15 protein-coding genes, 1 tRNA gene, 1 pseudogene and 1 riboswitch are annotated in these 20,705 nt (G+C 58.6%); of the genes and pseudogenes, 6 read left to right on the top strand and 11 right to left on the bottom strand.

Annotated elements, in window-relative coordinates:
- Positions 1-38: 38 nt before the first annotated feature.
- The 3 genes from DAES_RS13235 to DAES_RS17020 all read right to left on the bottom strand — a co-directional run bounded on the left by DAES_RS13235 (position 39) and on the right by DAES_RS17020 (position 4,268).
- The gene (locus DAES_RS13235) at positions 39-1,175 is read right to left on the bottom strand and encodes a sensor histidine kinase (RefSeq protein WP_013515537.1); all 1,137 of its coding nucleotides are present in this window, start codon (positions 1,173-1,175) and stop codon (positions 39-41) included.
- A 1-nt stretch (position 1,176) separates the two neighbouring features.
- A complete protein-coding gene (locus DAES_RS13230) occupies positions 1,177-3,447 on the bottom strand; it encodes a PAS domain S-box protein (RefSeq protein WP_013515536.1) in 2,271 nt (756 codons plus the stop codon).
- 167 nt (positions 3,448-3,614) lie between these two features.
- Positions 3,615-4,268 (bottom strand): CDP-alcohol phosphatidyltransferase family protein, encoded by a 654-nt coding sequence (locus tag DAES_RS17020; RefSeq protein WP_013515535.1) that lies wholly within the window; start codon positions 4,266-4,268, stop codon positions 3,615-3,617.
- Between the two features lie 282 nt (positions 4,269-4,550).
- On the opposite strand from DAES_RS17020, the gene DAES_RS13220 reads away from it, so the two are divergent.
- Positions 4,551-4,637: transfer RNA gene (locus tag DAES_RS13220), tRNA-Leu, on the top strand.
- 151 nt (positions 4,638-4,788) lie between these two features.
- The gene (locus DAES_RS13215) at positions 4,789-6,477 is read left to right on the top strand and encodes a site-specific integrase (RefSeq protein ID WP_013515534.1); all 1,689 of its coding nucleotides are present in this window, start codon (positions 4,789-4,791) and stop codon (positions 6,475-6,477) included.
- 152 nt (positions 6,478-6,629) lie between these two features.
- On the opposite strand, the gene DAES_RS13210 is transcribed toward DAES_RS13215, so the two are convergent.
- The 3 genes from DAES_RS13210 to DAES_RS13200 all read right to left on the bottom strand — a co-directional run bounded on the left by DAES_RS13210 (position 6,630) and on the right by DAES_RS13200 (position 10,387).
- On the bottom strand, positions 6,630-7,586 hold the full coding sequence (locus tag DAES_RS13210; RefSeq protein WP_013515533.1) for an integrase domain-containing protein: 957 nt from the start codon (positions 7,584-7,586) through the stop codon (positions 6,630-6,632).
- An 839-nt stretch (positions 7,587-8,425) separates the two neighbouring features.
- Positions 8,426-8,899, bottom strand: a complete 474-nt coding sequence (locus tag DAES_RS13205; protein ID WP_049776412.1) for a bacteriohemerythrin — start codon at positions 8,897-8,899, stop codon at positions 8,426-8,428.
- 114 nt (positions 8,900-9,013) lie between these two features.
- The gene (locus DAES_RS13200; protein ID WP_013515531.1) at positions 9,014-10,387 is read right to left on the bottom strand and encodes a diguanylate cyclase; all 1,374 of its coding nucleotides are present in this window, start codon (positions 10,385-10,387) and stop codon (positions 9,014-9,016) included.
- Positions 10,388-10,418: 31 nt separating this feature from the next.
- On the opposite strand from DAES_RS13200, the gene DAES_RS17670 reads away from it, so the two are divergent.
- Complete coding sequence (locus DAES_RS17670; RefSeq protein ID WP_049776411.1) at positions 10,419-10,661, top strand: hemerythrin domain-containing protein; 243 nt, start codon at positions 10,419-10,421, stop codon at positions 10,659-10,661.
- Positions 10,662-10,680: 19 nt separating this feature from the next.
- Here the strand turns inward: DAES_RS17670 and DAES_RS13195 are convergent, their stop codons facing one another.
- The 5 genes and pseudogenes from DAES_RS13195 to DAES_RS13180 form a co-directional block, all read right to left on the bottom strand.
- Complete coding sequence (locus DAES_RS13195; protein WP_013515530.1) at positions 10,681-12,567, bottom strand: TIGR00341 family protein; 1,887 nt, start codon at positions 12,565-12,567, stop codon at positions 10,681-10,683.
- 229 nt (positions 12,568-12,796) lie between these two features.
- Positions 12,797-12,949, bottom strand: coding sequence for a transposase domain-containing protein (locus DAES_RS17990; protein ID WP_269077532.1), 153 nt, complete (start codon positions 12,947-12,949; stop codon positions 12,797-12,799).
- 24 nt (positions 12,950-12,973) lie between these two features.
- A pseudogene (gene tnpC / locus DAES_RS13190) lies at positions 12,974-13,840 on the bottom strand (IS66 family transposase); the annotation flags it as partial.
- A gap of 903 nt (positions 13,841-14,743) precedes the next feature.
- Complete coding sequence (metE, locus tag DAES_RS13185) at positions 14,744-17,029, bottom strand: 5-methyltetrahydropteroyltriglutamate--homocysteine S-methyltransferase (RefSeq protein ID WP_013515529.1); 2,286 nt, start codon at positions 17,027-17,029, stop codon at positions 14,744-14,746.
- A gap of 102 nt (positions 17,030-17,131) precedes the next feature.
- Positions 17,132-17,298: riboswitch (cobalamin riboswitch) on the bottom strand.
- Between the two features lie 102 nt (positions 17,299-17,400).
- Complete coding sequence (locus tag DAES_RS13180) at positions 17,401-18,459, bottom strand: TOBE domain-containing protein (protein WP_013515528.1); 1,059 nt, start codon at positions 18,457-18,459, stop codon at positions 17,401-17,403.
- A gap of 173 nt (positions 18,460-18,632) precedes the next feature.
- Between DAES_RS13180 and modA the strand changes: the two genes are divergently transcribed.
- The 3 genes from modA to DAES_RS13165 are packed head-to-tail and all read left to right on the top strand — an operon-like array spanning position 18,633 to position 20,689.
- Complete coding sequence (gene modA / locus DAES_RS13175; protein WP_013515527.1) at positions 18,633-19,370, top strand: molybdate ABC transporter substrate-binding protein; 738 nt, start codon at positions 18,633-18,635, stop codon at positions 19,368-19,370.
- 3 nt (positions 19,371-19,373) lie between these two features.
- Positions 19,374-20,030 (top strand): molybdate ABC transporter permease subunit, encoded by a 657-nt coding sequence (modB, locus tag DAES_RS13170; RefSeq protein WP_013515526.1) that lies wholly within the window; start codon positions 19,374-19,376, stop codon positions 20,028-20,030.
- Entirely contained in the window at positions 20,027-20,689 is a 663-nt protein-coding gene (locus DAES_RS13165; RefSeq protein WP_013515525.1) for an ATP-binding cassette domain-containing protein, read from the top strand. Before modB ends, DAES_RS13165 begins: the two co-directional genes overlap by 4 nt.
- Positions 20,690-20,705 lie beyond the last annotated feature (16 nt).

Raw genomic sequence — 20,705 nt, 5'->3', positions numbered from 1 at the left:
GAAGCAACGAAGCAATCGGGCGCTTTCCCGCCCCCTGCCTAGGTGGTGACGTGGGCGGTGGGGATGGTGATGGTAAAGGTGGCTCCCTGGCCGATGCCGGAGTTGGCCATGATCGCCCCGCCCATTTCCTTGACCAGCTTCTTGGTGGCCATCAGGCCGATGCCTGTGCCCCGGCTGCCCTTGGTGGTGAAGAACGAGTTGAATATCCGGGTCAGGATCTCCGGGGCAATGCCGTGGCCCGTGTCCGCCACCTCGTAGCGCACGGCCATGCCGCCGCCGTCGAGCGTGCGGATGACGACCTTTTTCTCGCCCTCAAGGCGGTCCTGGCAGGCGTCGATGGCGTTGGACACGAGGTTGGTCAGGCACTGGTGGATGGCGTTGGGATCGATGCGCATGGAGGGCAGCGACTCGTCCAGGTCAAGCACGAGCCGCACGCCACAGTTCTCGGCTTGCTTGGCCATCAGGTCGTGCACCTGCCGGGCCGGACCGTTGGGGTCTGCGTCCACCGGGGTGATGGTCACGGGCTTGGCGTAGTCGAGCAGCTCCATGGAGAGGTTCTTGATGCGCTCTACGTCGCGGCGCACCATCTCCCATCCCTGGCGCAGGTATTCCCGGTTTTCGAGCTCAAGGCCCTTTTCGATGACGAACATGCCGCCTTCAAGCCCGCCCGCCACGTTCTTGATGGCGTGGGACATGGAGGCCACGGTCTGGCCCACGGCGGCCATGCGTTCGGCCTCGACCAGTTCCTTGCTCTTTTCGAGGACGAGGTGTTCGAGGTTTTCGGTGTATTCGCGCAGCTGGTCGCGGATGGAGATTTTCTCAACGGCGCGCTTGAGGGAGATTTCCAGGGCGTTTTCGTGCAGGGGTTTGGTGATGAAGTCCCCGGCGCCCAGGCGCAGGCTCTCGATGGCCACGTCCATGTCGCCGTGGCCGGTGATCATGATCACCTCGCTGTCGGGCCATTCCTTCCTGATGCGTTTGAGCAGCTCAAGGCCGTCCATGCCCGGCATCCTGATGTCGGTCACGATCAGCGGAATCTCGCGTTTGCCCAGCATTTCAAGGGCTTGTGCGCCGGTCTGGGCGGTCAGCACCTCGTACCCGGCATCGGCGATGGCCAGGCTGAGGACCGTGCGGATTCCCTCTTCATCATCGACAAGTAATACTGTGTGCTGCATCTCAACTGTCCGCGACTGGAAGTGTTATGGTGAACCGCGCTCCGGCCTCACCGTTTTCCGCATGAATGACCCCGCCGATGTTCTTGATCAGGCCGTAGCTGATGGACAGTCCCAGCCCGGTTCCCTTGCCGACCCTCTTGGTGGTGAAGAACGGCTCGAAAATCTTGTGGATGATGGGTTCGGGGATGCCCCCGCCGTTGTCCTCCACCTGGATGAAGACCCTGTTGCCGTCCGTTCGTGACCGCACGGTTATCAGTGGCGTATCAGAATTGGCCGCGTCTGTCTTCTCCTCAAGTATGTCGCGGGCGTTGACCAGGAGGTTGATGACCACCTGTTCCAGCTGGTCCGGCGAGGCCATGACCGCGGGCAGGCCGTCGGCCAGCTCCCAGCGCACGGTGATGCCGTGGACCTCGAACTGCTTGGTGAGCAGGGTGAAGGCGCGCCCGATGGCGTCGTTGACGTTGACCCGCTCCAGTCCCTGGTCCGCCTTGCGGCCAAACTCCCGCATGTGGTTGATGATTTTTGTGGCCCTGTCCACATAGCTGTCCACCTCGCGGGCCAGGGTGGCGATGGTCTGGGCCGGGATGGTCTCCCCCGCGTTGACTTTCTTGATGAAGAAATTGCTGGCCGATTTGATGACCGTGAGCGGCTGGTTCAGCTCATGGGCCACGCCTGTGGCCATCTCGCCCAGGGTGGCCATCTTGCCCGCGTGGAAGAGCAGTTGCTCGGCCTCCAGCCGCTCGGTGATGTCGGTGGTGCTGATCAGGAGGTATTCCATGTCCGAGTGGGCCGAGACCGCCTGCATGATGTCCACGAAGAAGGACGTTCCGTCCTTGCGCACGCTCTTGACCTGATTGATGGCGGTAAAGGCCTGCAACTGCGCGCGGATGCGCTCGGCCTCGTCCGGGTGGACGACCGTGATGAAGGGGCGACCGATCAGCTCTTCTGGCGTGTAGCCATAGACCGACGACGCCGTGGTGTTGCAGTCGAGGATGTTCAAGGTGGTGTTGTCCACCACGAAGATGGAGTTGGGCACGTTGTTGAAGATGGTGTGGTACTTCTTCTCCGATTCCTTGAGCCGCTCCTCGAGCTTCTTGCGCTCGGTGATGTCCAGGCACATCTCCATGGCCTTGGTCACCTGGCCGTTCACATCCCTGATGGGCGCGGTGTGGACGATCCAGTGGGAGTACGTGCCGTCCGGGTTGCGTCGGCTCTCCTCGCTGCAATGGGCCAGCCCGTTCTGGAAGGTCTTCTCCACCGGACATTCCTCGCACCGCTCGTTGATGCCCTTGTATGCCTGATAGCAGTAGGCACCGGGAAACGGGCTGAACCGTTCGCGGGTCTCCTTGTTGTATTCGAGCAGCTTGTAGTTGCGGTCCTGAACCGTGACCACGCAGGGGACGTTGTCAAAGAGCAGCTCGTATTCGAGCATCTTCTCGTTGAGAGCCTGCTGCTTGGCGTGCAGGGCGCGGACCATGGCCTCGTGCGAGCGGGCCAGTTCGCCCAGTTCGTCGGGGCGTGCGGTGGTGGGCACATCCGCGCGGGTGGCCCGCCCCTCGGCGATGTCGCGCGAGCTTTTTATGAGCAGAGAGAGCGGCTTGGTGATGATCTGGCGAAGCCCCACAAAGATGCCGCCGGAGGTGATGATGAAGAAGATGGTCCCAAGGACGATCAGGCCGGACCGGTAGTCGGAAACCAGGACATCGGTGGAGTCAAAGGAGAAGACAAGCTCCATGGTGCCGAGGATGGCGTCGTCTGCCGGGTGGAAGTGGCAGGGGCCGCCCGAACATTCCGCCGAGTTCTCGATGGGGGTCTGCACGCTGAAGAGGTGGTCGCCGGTCTCGGAATAGAACTCGCGCACCCGCTGCGTGCGGCTGAGCGAGGTCAGGGGCGGGTCGCTCTGGTGGCACGCTTGGCACAACGGGGAGTCCTGGCCGACCAGGGTGTCTTTTTCATCATCATTGTTGGAGAACTTGATCTCCCCCTCCTTGTTGAAGACCCGGATCGAGGTGATGGGGTTGATCTCCGCCACCTTCATGATGATCTGGTCTATCTCGTCGCGCGAGTTGCGCAGCATGGCGTTGTGCAGCCCGAGCTTGATGGTCTTGCTGATCATGTCGGCGGTGATGATGTGCTCGGACATGGTGTGGGAGTTGACAAAGCCGATGCTCAGGTAAATGAGGATGAGCGTGCACACCAGCATGATGCCGCCGGTTGCGACGATAATCTGGGCAATCAGGTTCTGCCTGATTCGCTTGATAAGCCCGATCATGTCCTGTCTGGCCCCTTTGTGAATCAATCCGGTAGGAAATTCCGCGGATTCTAGCCCGAAAAATGAGCAGGAAACAGACGGTATGTCAAGGCAAATCCATTGCAGACCGTAATAGTCTGAAATGGATCGCTTTGCCGACGTTGGGACAAGGGACGGCCCTGGCCCGGTCAGGGAATATTGCGCCTTTTCTGGGGTGGGGCTGCCTCGCCAGGGGGCGCGGCGGCGTGGCGGGCCGCGTGAAATATGTAGATGCGGTGCAGGGTTACACCTATCTCCATCAGGTGATAGAGGGCAAAGAAGCCGCAGAAATAGGAAACCAGATCCGTGTCCAGGTGGAGCGAGCCGAGGTAGAGCAGAAAAAACACGTATTTGGAGCGGATGAACCGGCGCAGCTCCACCTTCAGCTCGTTGGCGTAGATGACCAGCCCGATGAAGGCGACGTAGGAGGCGGCAAAGAGGACCATGGCCGGCCCCCAGGCTCCGAAATGGTAGACCGCGGCGGCGGGCAGGATGACCACGCCGAGCTGGTCGGCCACGATGTCCACCAGCAGGCCGCCGGGATGGGTGTTGCCCATCTTGCGCGCCAGGGGACCGTCGAGCCCGTCGCAGAGTACGTAGAGGGCCATGCCCAAGGTGCCCAGCCATGCCAGGGAGGGCGGCATCAGCCCGGCCAGGACGAGAAAGCCGACCCCGGCTGCGGAAATCTGGTTGGGAGTGACGCCGAGCCGGGCCAGCAGGTAGGTGGCCGGGGCAAAGACGCGGTCGCGAATGGTCGCGAAATCCCGCTGGCTGGCCCGCTCCTCGTCGTTGAAATAGTCCATGGCGTCACATGCTGTTTGTGGGAGGCTTCGCCGCGTCCGGCTCCTTGGGCACCAGCCGTGTCCCGGTGAGTGACAGTGATTGTAACTGTCTGTCACGCCCACGGTTTTGTCAAGAGGGCCTGACGCGTGGAGAGAACAAGCGCGCGGCGCGCCCTTTGCGCCGCAAGGCCCTGCGGCCCGGGCGGGGGGGGCGGGCGTGCCTGGGACCAATTTCCGGAATTTTCTGCATTCGTCTGTTGACATGTGACCGGGCTGCGGCTATTCCTACTTTCCTCTGAACGTGCCGAAGTGGTGGAATTGGTAGACGCGCATGGTTCAGGTCCATGTGGTGGAAACACCGTGGAAGTTCGAGTCTTCTCTTCGGCACCAGAATGATCAAGGGTTGCGGCTAACAAGCTGCAACCCTTTTTCTTTTTTATCCGGCAACTTGCATGATCGTCTTGTTTCGGCGTGGTTTGACCCCTCTGGGTCAAAGTGGTGGGTCAAAGCACCCGGAATCGTCTACCGCCGGAGACGTCACATGCCGCGAATCGCTCGCTCCCCGAATCACCTTTACTTGAAAGGCACGACCTACTACTTTCGTCACGTTGTTCCGAACGCCCTACGCCACTCGCTGGGCCGCTCCGAGATCAGGATGTCCCTGCGCACGGGATACCTGGCCGAAGCAAGGCCGAAGGCCCGAATCCTGGCCTCCGGCGTAAAACAAGTCCTGACCAGGATACAAGACGGTGAGCTCCCCATGGACGACTTTGACCGCATCAAGCTGTTTCTGCGGGATTTCCTTGAACGCTTCCTCAAGGAGAATGAGCAGATATCCATCAACAACCTGACCCCGCCCAATCCGATTCTGCAATACGTGCCGGGAAAGACGGAAGAACTCATCGACCACCTGAAAGGGCTTCTGGTCTCCCGCGACTACGACACCATGCGGGAATACATGGTTCTCGCCGCCGAGGGAGACGTTTTCGGGCCGCCCCAGTCCTTTGACCTGACGGATGAGTTCGCCCACGAATTTACGAAAACCCTCATCGCCTACTACCGGATTATCAGCCGACGGGCCGAAGGCGACTATGCCTTTGAAAACACCATTCTGCCGCCTGAACCAGCGGCTCCACAGCCTCCTGCACAGGAAACCAAGTCCCCAATCCTGCTTTCCGAGGCCCTGAAACGCTACAAGGCGGACAGGATCGCCGCCAAACGCTGGAGCGAGGGCAGCGCCAAGGACATCATGTCCACGCTCAACAGCCTGACAGATGTCCTCGGCGACATTCCGATGAATGAAGTGGACCGCCAAGCCGTGCGCCATGTAAGGGATACCCTGCTCCAGCTCCCCCGGTTCCGGAACAGCAAACGATTTAAGGGCAAAACCATCCAAGAAATGGTCGCCCTTGAACCGGACAACACGGTTGCCGTCAGCACCGTGAACAACAACCTGACCAACATCTCATCGTTTTTGACGTGGTGCGAGGACGAGCAGCTTATTCCCACCAACCCAGCCCACCGCCTTAAAATCAAAGAAGAAAAACCGGAAACGGAACACCGCTCTCCGTATACGACCAAGGATCTGGAAAACCTCTTCAACGCGCCCCAATACGTCGAGGACACATTCCTGCATCCGTCCGACTTCTGGTGCCCCCTTCTTTCCCTTTTCACGGGCGCACGGCGTGAAGAGGTGTGCCAACTCCACGTTGAAGATGTCCGTCAGGAAGAAGGGCTGTGGGTGCTGGATGTCAACAAGAAAAGGAATGTTCATGGGTTCGCCAATAAGAAGCTGAAAAACCCAAGCGCCAAACGCCTTCTCCCGCTTCATCCCTTCCTCGTTGAAACGTTGCGCTTCCCGGAGTTTGCCCAACAACAGGCCGAAAATGGGCACCTGCGGGTTTTCCCCGAACTCGTCAAGATCAAAGAAAAATACGGCCACAAGCTTGGCGAAAGATTCAGCTGCTTCAAAAATTCCATCGACCTGGAGGAAGCAGATGGGGTTAAGGATTTTCACAGCTTGCGGCACACGTTTTCCAACTTCTTCAAGCAGAAGAAGATGCAGGACGACCCGTTCGAACAGACCTTTGGCCACAAGCTCAAGAAGATGTCCGCAGAAAGATATGGAGGACGTTTTCCGGCCTCCATGTGCTTCGATGAGGTCATAGCCCACCTCGACTACGGGGTGGACCTGTCTCATCTGGCAAAATCGAAATTCGTTCCCAGGTAGCGGTCCTCATTTGGCGATAGTCCTTTCCTCCAGTCGGCCCCAAGCCGACTGGAGGAAAGGACGGTTCCATGGAGGAGACACATCGCCCGAGCGGTGTGTCTCCTCCATGGAACCTCACGCCCAGAAGGAAACCCCGCCAAAGCGGGGTCCTGTCACTGACTGCTGCCAAGGTAAGCATCGGACACATCCCGCCGTCCTGCGGAATGCCCTGCGGTCACTTCGATGTCGTCACGGGCTTCGGCGTCGAGCCTGGGCCATTCGTCCCCAGCGGTGTCCCGCGCGGCCTCCTGGAAGGCTTCCACGGAATCGTGCTGGTTGGGCGGCTGAAAACCCGTGTGCTCGACGTACATGTGATGAAACCGTTCATGGCGGTTGCTGTGCAGCGTCCACCCACTTTCCTTCTTGGTGAACCCGCAAAGCCTGGCCGCGTACGACAGCTTTTCCTGCCATTTGTCGCCCATGCCGCTCGGCATGAGATTATGAATCCCCGGCCTGTCGGATTGACTGACGTATGGCAGAGCTCGCTCAAGAGCATCCTGCTGCCGGTCGGACAGATTGTGCAGCGTCCGGGGCCGTCCACCCTTCGGGCCATACTGGATGTGAAGGGTGCGGCCTTCCTTGTCCCAATCGTTGATCAGATCGACTTTTGCCGATTCTTCGCGTCGGAGCCCCAGTTCGTACTGAAGCCGGATCTGAGCGGCACACCGGGGACCGTGCTCATATGAGGATTCAGCTTCCAGTTTGGCGATTGCCCCCAAGACGAACTCAGGGGCAACCGCCTTGCTGTTGGCATTGGCAATGGTCCCGCGTTTCACGCCGAACACGTTATTGGTCGGACTGATGCGGGTGTTGCCGTATGCTTCGCACAGGTGACGGGCTGCCGAAAATATTTCAGCTATGCGCCCGTCACCCACGCCCTGTTCTTTCATCTTGTCGGCCACGGCCGCAAAATGTTTGTTGGAAATGTTGGTCCATTTGCGGACCCCAAACCCCGCTTCACGCAACCGGCCTGCGAAGGCTTTGGCGTTCTGCCGGATTCTGTGTTGTTTCGAGCGCGGACCGGACAAGGTTGCCCTGTTCGCGCCCAGTACCAGACTGATGGATTTCATATGGAATCTCCTTCCTGAAGTTCGGGGCAGCGCCCCGGGACAAAGCGAACCCACGGGTCCGCCTATGGCGCGAACGCGCCACACAACAACCGACACGGGACAAATCAATGTCCGTTTCCCACAGAAGGAAAAATCCTGAGAATCCATTCAATAAGGGGTGCCACCACGCAGGCTCGTTCGTCCTGCGCATAAGCGGTGGCCGTGGGGGAATTTCGACAACGGCAGATTTCTAGATACCTGTCGTTTGTCCGGCGGGGGTGCTGTGTTTCAGCCTGGTGTTTGGATGTGAAAGTGTGCCGTTTGGAAATGAACGGCAGCGAAGTGTTTGGTGTTCCGGCACGTTAGTGCCTACTTAAGCGTTCATCAGTTTAGACTGTCGTCAAAACTTATGAACGCGCCTGATCGCGTTTTACCTCCTTCTGGTTACTCAACCTGACTGGTTATGCCCTGTCGTATCATCCTGGAGAATCGCCGCGCAAGGTTCGACGGAGGGGTTTCTGTCCTCCCGCCGATTTTTCCGCGAGCATGACGCAAGCAGCCGAGATGGCAAGGCCAGGCCCTTCGGGCGACCGGCCCTGGCCGGTCGGCCTTGCCATCTCGACTTTACTTGCGTCGTCATCCACGCAGGCGACGGCGAGAGGGATGGCGGGTTCGACTCCGGCTCAAGGGATGGAGAGCCCGTCAGGCCGTGTGGTGAGCACAGGAATCCACTTTCTGTAGTGATATGGTTATAACCTGATACTCGACCCTTCCTTGAGGAAGTGGTCATGTCGTCCCTGGTCAGGGTATGGATGGAGTTCCAAAGCTTCACCAACCTCAACAAGGCCCTTCCGATCGCTTCATTTTGGTGAATCGTCTTTGGTTTCATCATCAGAATTTTTCTCTTTGTCATCAGCGGGGATATCGTCTTCCTCCTTCTGAACCAAAAAAGTCTTGATACTCATGTCATGGTCTAGAATATGCTCAAGTAACCAGTTTCTAAAAAATTCAATTAACTGATCTTTCGTTATTGATTCGTGGTGGAAGAATGATGCTTGATACGATTTAACTTGCTTTTTTAGATCATCATGCTGTTTTTTGTGTTCAGTAATTTTGTCATACTGAATTTTAACCATATAATCTTCTTCATCATGAAAGTGAACTACTGTATATTCGCGCAATTCAGAAAATTTTATTTTCAAAAAATGATCTCTATCGTCACGATCAAAGCAGCAAATCAGCTCGTTAACAATCTTTAATAATTTTTTATGTTGTTCATCGATTACTTCCAATCCTAGCGATAGACTATCATTCCATTTTATAGCTTCGCTCATGCCTCTTCTCCTTACTTATTGAAAACGAACACTACAAAAAAATCCCAACTTATACAGTAAAAAAAGAAAAATCTGTGCTTATGAAGCGATTTGAAGTGATCATATACGAATAGATCAAGGCTCTCTCAACAGTGAGAAAAACTTTCTATCTTCAGTTAGCAGATGATTAAGCACCACATCGTGCGCAAGGAATGTAAAAAAACCACCAACCGTTTCCTGACCCTTAGTGAAGGATTTCAAAATGGAATGCATTTCTCGGATCAACTGTTTGTGAATTGCGGTGTGTTCCTGAGCTTTTGGATATCCAGCCGCACAAAATATTTTTTCCTCGTCACGAAAGTGCTGTTCGGTGTGATTGATAAGTGCGACTGCAGCTGCTTCGACTTGCGAATCCGGAAGTCCGGTTATAAGCGCCGAAAGCAAGTCATTGGCCAAAGCGAAAAGATGCATGTGCTGGCTGTCTATTAACTGGTTTCCTGATTCATACGCTCCTTCCCATTCAAACCGGACAAACGTTGAACGTAGGCGCTCAGGCACTACACCGCTCGGTTCAACAACATCAACTAGGACTTCAACACGGTTGCGGCCAGACTCCTTTGCTCGATATAGAGCCTTGTCTGCCATTTTCATGCGGTCATCCAAGGTGTTGGAGCCGCCCAAGAAGGATACAAGCCCGATGCTTATGGTGAACGGAATCTCCTTGCCTCCGACATTGACCGAGAGCCTTTCGACGCTCTCCCTTACACGCTCTGCGACAATTCGCGCAACACTGTCATTCGTGTTGAGCAACATTGCCGCGAACTCTTCACCACCTATGCGTCCGAAAACATCTACTTCTCGCAGAGCCTTGCTGCATGCGGTGGCCATTGCTTTGAGTACCTCGTCGCCCACGTCGTGGCCATGTTTGTCGTTAATTGTTTTGAAATGATCTATGTCAATTATTAAAATAGCTTGGGGTTCATGGAATCGCTTGCCTCTCGTTAACTCACGTGTGGCGTGTTCCATGAAGAAGCGCCTGTTTGCCACCTTGGTCAACGGGTCTTGTTGGGAGACTAGGAGGAGCTCCTGCTCGGCCTGTTTTCTTCGTGTAATGTCTTGAATTTGGGATATGAAGAACTGCGGGGTGCCGTCGGATTCTTTGACCAATGATACGCTAAGCAACACGTCGATAATATGGCCGTCCCTGTGGAAATATCGCTTCTCCATCTGGTAGGTGTCGATAGCGCCTGCTAGTACTCTGTTTACGTAAACGAGGTCTTCTTCAAGATCTTCGGGATGTGTGATGTCTTGGAATTTTTTCGACAATAGCTCTCGACTCGTGTAGCCAAGCATGGAGCATAGGGCATTGTTTACCTTGAGCCAGGTGCCATCCGGGCCCACGAGGGCCATCCCAATTGAAGCGTAGCGAAAGGCATTGGCAAAGATATGTTGGTCTGAAAGCCCGTCATGGCAGTAATCGACGACCGTCTTGTGTTTTCTCTCTGACATATTTCCCCCTTGATGGACAAAGAAACAAATCGTGAACGCCATCTCTCAGGATCTCATAGACCACACGATCGCCCACTTCTATCCGGAGGCGGACGCCCACAGCAGGATACACAACTCGCTTCTTCAAGATATCCGTTCAGTCTTGCATAAATTCAAGAAGAAAGCCTCCGTGGCCGATTTGTTCAATCTCATGGCAATCAAGATCGTCAAGAACCACTTGCTCGAAGAGGACCGAAAGTTCTTTCCGTATCTTGAACCGGTGGATCCCTGCTGATACTGCGTACTTGCCCTCCCTATCGGGTCAGAACGATCGCGCACTCCAGCTTGGTCGGCAGACCGATGATGTCTTCGATTCTCCGTTTGATGCTGTCGACTTGATGGGCGGTCGGGTTTTCAGGGGAAAGCATTCTCAGGGAAATGACCAGCGGCGTCTCCCGACGGATGGCCACCCCCTGGATTACGACTTGGTCTATTGTCACGCCTTCCAGCTGTCGGACGATGCGTTGCTCTTCGACCATCCCTTCAAAGCTCCAGAAGAGCGGAACGCTTACGGCGAGGCCCAAGGCCAGGGAGAGCAGGACGCCGCGCCGAGCCCGCTGGAATGGCGCGAATCCAAGGCAAAGGAACGTTATGCTGGCGGCGAAGAGTATGCCGACAAGATTGGTCATGAAGAGCAGGGACGCGCCTTGGAAGACGGCCCGCTCACCCCAGCCGATGCCGATGCCCGCCACGGCCAGCGGCGGGACGAGCGCCACTGCGATGGCCACTCCGGCGAGGCTTTTGGCGATATCCTCGCGCGCATGGGCGTAGGCCCCAGCGGTTCCGGAAATAAGCGCCACCCCAAGATCCAGCAGCGTAGGGCTCAGGCGGGCGGATATCTCGCCGTTCAGCGAACGCAGTGGGATGAGAAGCGTCGCCAACGTGGCGACTCCCACGCAGATCATCAACCCGACAAGCAGTGTCTTGGCGCTGTTTGCCAGCAGCGTCTCATCCTGCCGCGCCGCGCCCATGGCCAGGGAGATGATCGGCCCCATGAGGGGCGCGAGGATCATCGCACCGATGATGACCGATGCGGAGTTCGCGAAAAGGCCGACGATCGCCAACAGGGTGGAAAGGACCATCAGGGCCAGAAAGGACCGGGAAGCCGTGGCGTTGCTCTTGAGCAGCAAAAAAAGCTCCCGGAATTCGTCGGCCGAGGCGTGCCGCACCCAGGGAAGTGGCTTCGTTGAGAGGTCGAGCCTCGCCTGCCCGACCGGCAGGGCGCCCACCCTTAATTTCTCCTTCTGCTCGCACTCGTCGGCGTAATCCTCCATATTCCTGCCCGGCAGAAAGCGAAGGGCCTTCGGGGAAACCGACAGTAGGATTTCGGGAGCGCTCATCGGCGCTCCGTCAAGGGAATAATCGAAAGACGTTGAACCGCTTATGCGCAGCGTCCTTGACTTGATGTGCCCGGCGAAGGGCGGCAGCCGTCCGCCGTTCTTGCCGAAAACGACGAAGGAGGAGAGGATGAACCAGAAAATCTCCAGAACGCTGCGGGGGGCGAACAGCAAGATGTTTACCATGCCGTCGTTGCACGGAGGGTCCTTGAGCACGCGACGTGAAAGAAGGGAGTTTCTGCCCTGCTCAACCACCACGATGCCCAATGCGGCCGTGTCCAGCGACTTGTCTTCCTCGGTGGCCACGCTGATGGGCTTTAAACGTAGCCGCTTTCTGGTCTGCAAAAGTTGCCAGAGGACCAAGATGTTCCTGGACAAGTCGCTCGTCTCTCTTGCGCCAAGTCGAACGCTGAAAACCTCTCCGGCGACGACCAAGCTTTGAACCACGTGCTCGTTGCAGAAGAGAACATCCATTTTTTTACAGTCCCCCCCCGAAAGGATATCCTCCACGGCGTCCGCCAGAGTTCCTGCGACTCCGAAGTTGTCCCCGGAACGCTTCATATCGGGATGCGGCAATACTCCAATGATGAAGCGGTGGATGATCGCCCTTTGGATGAACTTTGCGACGTTCCGGTCGCCGAGATAGGTCACGACAAGGCTTTGGTCCGGAGGAAGATGCTCCTGCGTATCGCCAAAGAAAAAGATCTCGACAGGTCGCTCCTCGAAAAGGGGCGCTATGTCGCTTCTGACGAAATCAGCGTCCTGAACGTCGCACGCGATAAATATCGTGTCAGCTCCAGCCATATTGCCCTCATGTTTTCCGAATGAGCCCGCGAATTCACCCAGGCAGAGCGAGCACAAACGTTGTCCTGCCATTTTCAGAAAAAAAATCGAGAGTACCCATCAAGTACTTTTCCGTCAGGAGTTTTGCCACACAACACCCAAGCCCCCTTTCTTCCCCCTTGGTTGAAACATAGCGTTTAAATAACTGTAAGCGCAAATTTTTTGCCTTCTTCCAATCCTTGCCATCCTATTAACACGCCAACTCTTCAGCGACAATATACTGCGGCAACAAGTTTCTTCTTTCGTCATCCGACTTCGTGCCCGGTAGTCTTTCAAAGAGAAAATGCAGACACCGCAAAGGTTCCAGCCCATTAGCCTTCGCAGTCTTGACCAGACTGTACAAGGCCGCGCTTGCAGCAGCGCCTCTGGGCGAGTCGGAGAAAAGCCAGTTCTTCCGACCGACCGCCAAAGGACGGATGGCGTTCTCGGCCAAATTGTTATCCGGCAGCAAAATGCCATCTTCACGATACGTTTCAACTCGTTCCCACTGCCTCCAGGCTTAAGAGATGGCGCGACCAAGTAGGCTTTTTGCGGCTTGGTCTGTCCCCAGAAGCAAAGCCTTGATGGTGTCCATGATCTGACTGGACTGGCTCTGACGCATGGCCAGGATGCGATCCGCATCAAAGCCCGCTTGTCGAGCCTGCTTTTCCAGGCCGTAGAGTTGAGCAATGAGATCGATCACCTCCTGGGCGGTGCCGCGTTTCTTAGTCCCAGCCTTGAGCACGTCCATGAACTTACGCCGCACGTGCGCCAGACAGCCCATATGGATAATACCCTCTCGCTCCCCAAGAGCGTTATACCCCGCATACCCATCGGTTTGCAGGTAGCCAGAAAAGTCACGCACCAACTCCTCGGCAATCTTGCCGGAACGCGAGGGCGAATAGTGAAAGAGTACGCCGGGTTTTCCAGGAGGTCCGCCTCGGGCGAGCCACATATATGATTTGCTCGTGTTCTTCCGGCTAGGTTCTTTCAACACCTGCACCGTGGTCTCATCCAGGTTCAGGACCGGCCCAGACAGAATCTCTTCGTGTAGAAGCTCCATGATCGGCTCGCTAGCTTCGGCAGCCCGAAAAGCCCAGCCGCACATGGTGCTCCGGGATACATCCAGGCCCAGTCGTGTGAACATGCGCTCCTGACGATAGAACGGCAGTCCGTCAACAAACTTGGAAGCCAGGACATAGGCCAGGAGACCCGATGTGGCGATGCCCTTGGGAATGATCTGCGGCGGCACAGGATGCTCCTCCTTGAAATGAAGGGCATCATGGCATCGATGGGGTGCTGCTGTAAGAAGGGGTTCATTGTGCGCTTACAACAAATTTGTTTGTGCATGTATCTTATACCTAACCTGAGCGATTTTCCAGCCTGACACAACATCAACGATGGCATATCGCTCAGGATTGTCAAAAATGGCATTCAAGGGATTATGAAGGTCTATTTGGCTCAGTTCGTCTGCCCTCAGTTAGAATTTACGTGTCACCCAAGTGTCATTCTCAAAGGCAACTATGTTTTTCATGGTGAATATGGCATTTCAACCCATTGAAATAACGCAGGTAAGCGATCTTCCGGTTGATTGGTTACGGCCTTTCACGCCGTTGATAAGGATTCAAAGCCGACTTCATCACGAGTCGAGGCATTTGGGAATATTCCAAAAAGCATAACATCTCTCCCTTGCTGAAGCCGGGTCAAAATGCTAGGTCATTCTTCATGCACAAAGGACACGCCAAAACAAAATAGACTAATAAAATCAAATCATTGCCGCTCTGCCGAAAAACTAGACGTTCGAGTCTTCTCTTCGGCACCAGAATGATCAAGGGTTGCGGCTAACAGGCCGCAACCCTTTTTCTTTTTTATCCGGCAACTTGCACGATTGTCTTCTTTCGGCGTGATTTGACCCCTCTGGGTCAAAGTGGTGGGTCAAAGCACCCGGAATCGTCTGTCGCCGGAGGCCAGTTTTGACATCTGTCAAGGGTTCGCAAAGGTTCTTGAGCCTTTCCCCTCCGCTTTCCAGAATGCAGTGAATGAAGTGTGCAGTCGGGCGTCGATGCCGGGCCGGGCGGTTCATGAACAAGCCGGGCCGGGCGCACAGCCCCCACCCTGCCAGGGGATGAGGGCTTGTGCAGTCAGCCGGGGTTGTCGATCACTCTGCCCGTGTTCCCTCCAGGTGCTCGGCGCGCAATTGTTTGGCCGCCGTGACCATGTTGCGCAGCGAGGCGAGGGTTTCCGGCCAGGCCCGTGTCTTCAGACCGCAGTCCGGGTTGACCCAGAGGCGGTCTGCCGGGACAACGCGCAACGCCTTGCGCAGGAGTTGGAGAATCTCCTCGGCATCGGGTATGCGCGGGCTGTGGATGTCGTAGATGCCCGGTCCAATCCGGGCCGGGAACCGGCTGGCGTCGAACGCATCAAGCAGGCGCATGCCGCTCCGGCTCGCCTCGATGCTGACGACATCGGCATCCATCCTGGCTATCCACTCCACAATGGTGTTGAACTCGCTGTAGCACATGTGCGAGTGGATCTGCGTTGCGTCGTCCACCCCGGACGAGGCGAGGCGGAAGCAGTCCACCGCCCACCGGAGGTACTGCCCGCGCTCGGATTCGCGCAGGGGCATGCCCTCGCGCAGGGCGGCCTCGTCGATCTGGATGATGCTGATTCCGGCGGCTTCGAGGTCGCGGACCTCGTCGCGCACGGCCAGCGCGATCTGGCGGCAGACCTCGCTCCTTGGAATGTCGTCGCGGACAAAGCTCCAGCAGAGGATGGTCACGGGTCCGGTCAGCATCCCTTTCATGGGGCGGTCGGTCAGGCTCTGGGCGTAGACGGCCCAGTCCACCGTCATCGGCCCTGGCCGGGACACGTCGCCGAAGATGACCGGCGGCTTGACGCAGCGGCTGCCATAACTCTGGACCCACCCATTGCTGGTGAAGCAGAAGCCGTCGAGCTGTTGGCCGAAATACTCCACCATGTCGTTTCGTTCGGGTTCGCCGTGGACCAGGACATCGAGGTCCAGCCGCTCCTGGCGGCCCACGGTCTCCTTTATCTGTCGGCGCATCGCCTCTTGGTAGCTGGCGTCGGAGAGTTCTCCCCGCTTGTGCGCCAGCCGGGCCTGCCTGATTTCGGCGGTCTGGGGATACGAGCCGATGGTCGTGGTCGGGAAGAGGGGCAGCCCCATCCGCGCCTGCTGGGCCGTGGCCCGCGCAACGGCGGGCGAGGTGCGGGTGAGCATGGATTCGTCAATGGCCAACAAGCGTTGCGCCACAGCGGGATTGTGCACCAGGGCACTTCCGTTTCGTGCGGCCAGAACGGCTCGGTTCTCGGCGAACAGGGCTGGCGCGGCGGCGCTCCCATGCCCTTTCAGGGCAGCCACTTCGGCGCATTTCTGGACGGCAAAGGCCATCCATTGCTTGAGGGACGGATCCAGTGCGTTCTCGCTCTCGACATCCATGGGCGCATGGAGCAGCGAACAGCTGGAGGCGACCATCACCCGGTCCTCACCCAGAGCGGCGCAGGCAATGTCCACGAGCCTCGCCGACGCGTCGAGGTCTGTCCGCCAGATGTTGCGGCCATTCACCAGCCCGAGGGAAAGGTGCATGCTCTGCGGCATGACGGCAAGGGTTTCTTGGAGCTGGGCGCGTCCCCGGACGAGGTCCAGGTGCAGGGCGTCCACGGGCAGCGAGACAGCCAGGCCAAGGTTTTCCCGCAACTCCCCGAAGTAGGTCGCGAGCAGGATTTGCGAGGGGCCGCACGCCTTGGCGAGCTGCGCATAGGCATGGCGGGCGGCTTCTGCGGCCTGTGGGGGCAGGTCGAGGCACAGGGCGGGCTCGTCCAGCTGCACCCACCGGGCCTGGCCGGCCAGTTCACCGAGGATGTCGCAATAGGCCCTGGTCAATGCCTCCATATGGTCCCAGCGGCTGACGCCGCCAACCTCTCTGGCAAGGAGCAGGAAGGTGAGGGGGCCCACCAGGATCGGTCTCGGGTTGTAGCCAAGGCCAACGGCCCGATGAATGTCCCGGGCAAGCTGGCCGGACGTTCCGGTGAAGGTTGTATCCGGCCCTATCTCCGGGACAATGTAGTGGTAGTTCGAGTCGAACCATTTGGTCATGGTCATGGCAGGGACATTGGCGTCCGCGTCGCCGCGGGCCATGCGGAAATACGTGTCAAGACCGCTGCCGCCGCCGTGTCCCAGGAACCGCTCCGGGACGGCCCCGACCATGATGGCCGTGTCCAGCACATGGTCATACAGGGAATGATCCCCGACGCAGACCGAGTCCAGCCCGGCCTGGGCCTGGATCGCCCAGTGCCTTTCCTTCAGTTCCCACGCCACAGACAGAAGCCCGCTCTCGTCAAGCCTGCCCTGCCAGAAATCCTCCAAAGCCCATTTGAGTTCGCGGCCTGTTCCCATTCTGGGAAAACCAAGTACGTGCGCGTTCATGTCCACTCCATTTTACAAGGTGTCAGACAAGGAGTTTCCAGCCAGCTCCGGGCGGGTCAACGTCCGAAGCAGATGGTCCGCGACCGCAAACGGGCGCGGGCCGGAACACATCCAGGCAAGACGTCTTCTGGCTCCCGGCCCCATGCATGCCCGCACCCTTCCCCTGACGGGTGGATGCGGGCGGGTTTTGCCGGTTACAGCGGCGCGTCCGCAACGGTTTTTCACCGTTTTCCGTTTCTTGCCATATGCATATATCAAGATTAACAGATATACAGCTTCCGCGCTCTTGGCAAACGGAAATGTGGCGGGTGTCCCGACCACAGCTCCAACTTCCTGTCCACGGACTTCATCATGTAGCGGGGGGGGCGAACCTACCGGATGGCGTTGAGGACCACCGAGAGGCTCTTGAACCAGAAATCCACCTCGTCTCCCGGTTGCAGGGCCATGTCCCGTGCGCTCTGGCCGGAAACCAGGGCGCAGACTTCGGTCCCTTCTTCGAGGCGTCCGGTGATCTCCGCGATCACGGGCGAATCGAGCACGCGCAGGACTGTCCCTGGCAGGCGGTTTCGGGCGCTCCCTGACACCGTCTGTCCGGCGCGCATGACATTGACCAGCGGGGCCTTGACCGTGGCCACGATGGGAGTGCCGACCTCAAGGCGCATGGCGCGCATGCTGTCGGCGGTGATCACGGCGTGGATGGTGACGCCGGATCGGCTCTGCATGCTTACCTCGGCCATCACGGTATCGGCCAGCAGGGCTGTCACATGCCCGATGAAGGAGTTGCGGGCGCTGCTGCGCGTGCGCATGTCGGTCTGGGCGAGCCGGACGATGGCGGTCACATCCTCCTGGGTGAACTGTTGCAGGCCCGATGCGAAATCCAGCGACGACTGGCCGAGCACGGGCTTGATCACGGCCAGCGGCACGCCGCCGCGCAGCATCTCCACCACGCGGGAGTTGCGCAGCACGCGCGGGTTGGCCAGCTCCCTGGGCAGCCCGCATTCCTTGCCGCGTTCATAGCAGATCCGCCGCAGATATCCTGCATCAAGGTGAAAGAACTGCCCCCTGAGGCCGCAGGCCATGGGGCTTTCCAGTACCCGCTCCAACTCGGCGCAGAAATTCTCGGGCAGCGGCACCTCTCGCGTGCTTTCCTTCAGGCCGAGATGCACCACGCCGCGTTGCATGTCGAAGGCGGTGCGGTCATCAAGGGCCAGCACCTCGCCCAGCCGCGCCCCCGTGTGCCGGAGCAGGAGAAAAGTCAGCCCGACCCGCTCTCGCGCCCGGACGCTGTCGGGCCGTCTGGCGCTGCTTCGCCATATGGCGAAGGCGTCGGTGAGTTTTTGGAGCTGCTGCGCGTCGAGGTGATGCACGTCGTCGGCAACGCTGAACAGCTCGCGCTGGCAGTGGCGGGGGACCATTCTGGATTTTGGCATGGCGTGTCCGGGTATGGTCACGCTTTTTCCCAATTGCGTGACACGGTTGCGTTGTGTGTCGATACGTTCATATATGAGGCCAAGGTTTGCACAGGTACCGGTCAAAGTAAAGAAACCCGCAACCCGCACCCGCAATCCGCAACCCGCAACCCGCACCCCCCCGAGGAAGGACCATGAAACGGATAGCCCCATTCCTGCTTGTTCTTGCCCTTGTCCTGCCGTCGAGCGCCCTGGCCGCAGACTTGCTCATAGCCCAGGCCGCCAACTTCACGTCGATCATGCAGGATGAGATCATCCCGGCCTTTGAGAAGGCCACGGGCCTGACCGTCCAGGCCACCTATGCCTCCACCGGCAAGCTGTACGGGCAGATCGTCAACGACGCCCCCTTTGACATGCTGCTGGCCGCCGACGAGAGCCGCCCGGACAAGCTCTATGCCGACGGCCTGGCCCAAAAACCCTTTGTCTACGCCCAGGGGCAGGTGGTGTTCTGGTCGCTCGACACGAAGCTGTGCGCACAGGGATGGAAGGCTGCGTTGCAGGACCCGGCGGTGAAGAAGATCGCCATCGCCAACACGGAGACCGCGCCCTACGGCACCTCGGCCATGAAGGCCCTGCAGGCCGCCGGGATCTGGGACGCGGTGCAGCCCAGGCTCGTGTTCGGCCAGTCCATTTCCCAGGTCTTCCAGTTCGCATCCTCGGGCGCGGCTGACGTGGGCTTCATCGCCTATTCCTCGATCTTCACGGAAGAGGGCAAGAAGGGCTGCTTTGTGGTCGTGGATGAGGCACCCCCGGTAGTCCAGGCGGGTTGCATCCTCAAGAAAGCGCCCAACCCCGAGGCGGCGGCGCGTTTTGCCGAATTTCTGGCCTCGCCGGAAGTGCAGGCCATGAAGCTGAAGTACGGATACAAATAGCCCATGGATTGGACACCACTCCTCCTCTCGGCGAAGCTGGCGTTCTGGACCATGGCGCTCATCCCGGTGCTGGCCGCTCCGCTGGCGTGTGTGCTGGCGTTTGGCCGGTTCCGGGGCAAGAGCGTCCTCGACGCCATTGTCACCCTGCCCATGGTCCTGCCGCCCACGGTCCTTGGATTCGGACTGCTCGTGGTCATGGGCCCGCGCGGGCTGGCCGGGGCGGCCTGGGAAGACCTGACCGGAGGCAGGCTGGTCTTCAGTTTTGCGGGCATTCTGATCGCCTCGCTGATCTTCAACCTGCCTTTCGCGGTCCAGCCCTTGCGCGCCTCCTTCGAAAAGATGGACTCGCGTCTGCTCGAAAGCGCCGCCATTCTCGGCCTCACGCCCGTGGCGACCTTCTTTCGGATCATCCTGCCCAACTGCATCGGCGGGCTGGCTGCGGCGTCCATCCTCGTCTTTGCCCACAGCCTTGGCGAGTTCGGCGTCATCCTCATGGTCGGCGGGAGCATTCCCGGCAAGACCCAGGTGGCGTCCATCGCCATCTTCGAGGCCGTGGAGGCCATGCGTTTCAACGACGCGTTCCTGATGTCGGCGACCCTGGTCCCGGTCAGCTTCGCGGTCCTCATGATCATCAACAAAATCAACGCGAGGCGGCCATGATGCTCTGTGCTGACATGACCAAGCGGCTCAAGCACTTCGATCTTGAACTGCGCTTCTCCTGCGCGCCCGGCCAGATCACCGCCGTGGTCGGGCCGTCCGGGGCAGGGAAGACCACCATGATCCGTCTGCTGGCCGGGCTGGAGCGCCCGGACTCCGGAGCCATCACCTTTGGCGGCCAGACCTGGGCCGACCCGGACTCCGGCGTCTTTGTCCCGGCCCGCAAGCGTGGGCTGAGCCTCGTGTTTCAGGAATACACCCTGTTCCCCCATCTCAATATCCGCAAGAACGTGGCCTTTGCCGCCACGGACATGGACCGGGTTGACGCGCTCATGGACATGTTCGGCATCCGGCACCTGGCAGCCAGCAAACCCGCCGCCATCTCGGGCGGGGAGCGGCAGCGGGCGGCGTTCTGTCAGGCCCTGGCCCGCGAGCCGGTCCTGCTGCTGCTCGACGAGCCATTCTCGGCCCTGGATGTGGCCACCCGCAGGAACCTGCGAGCCCGTCTCAAGGAGTTGAAGGGAGAGCTCGACATCCCCATCCTGCATGTCACCCACGATCTGGAGGAGGCCGTTTTCCTCGGCGACACCGTCATGGCCGTGGAAAACGGACAGGTCGCGCCCGACTGGCTGCACCGGCAGTGCCTGCTCCCGCAACAATAACGCAACAGGTTGGAAC

This window comes from Pseudodesulfovibrio aespoeensis Aspo-2 (assembly GCF_000176915.2).
GTDB lineage: Bacteria > Desulfobacterota > Desulfovibrionia > Desulfovibrionales > Desulfovibrionaceae > Pseudodesulfovibrio > Pseudodesulfovibrio aespoeensis.
The sequence above is the reverse complement of the archived record's forward strand: the minus strand, read 5'-3'. Positions and strand labels throughout refer to the sequence as shown.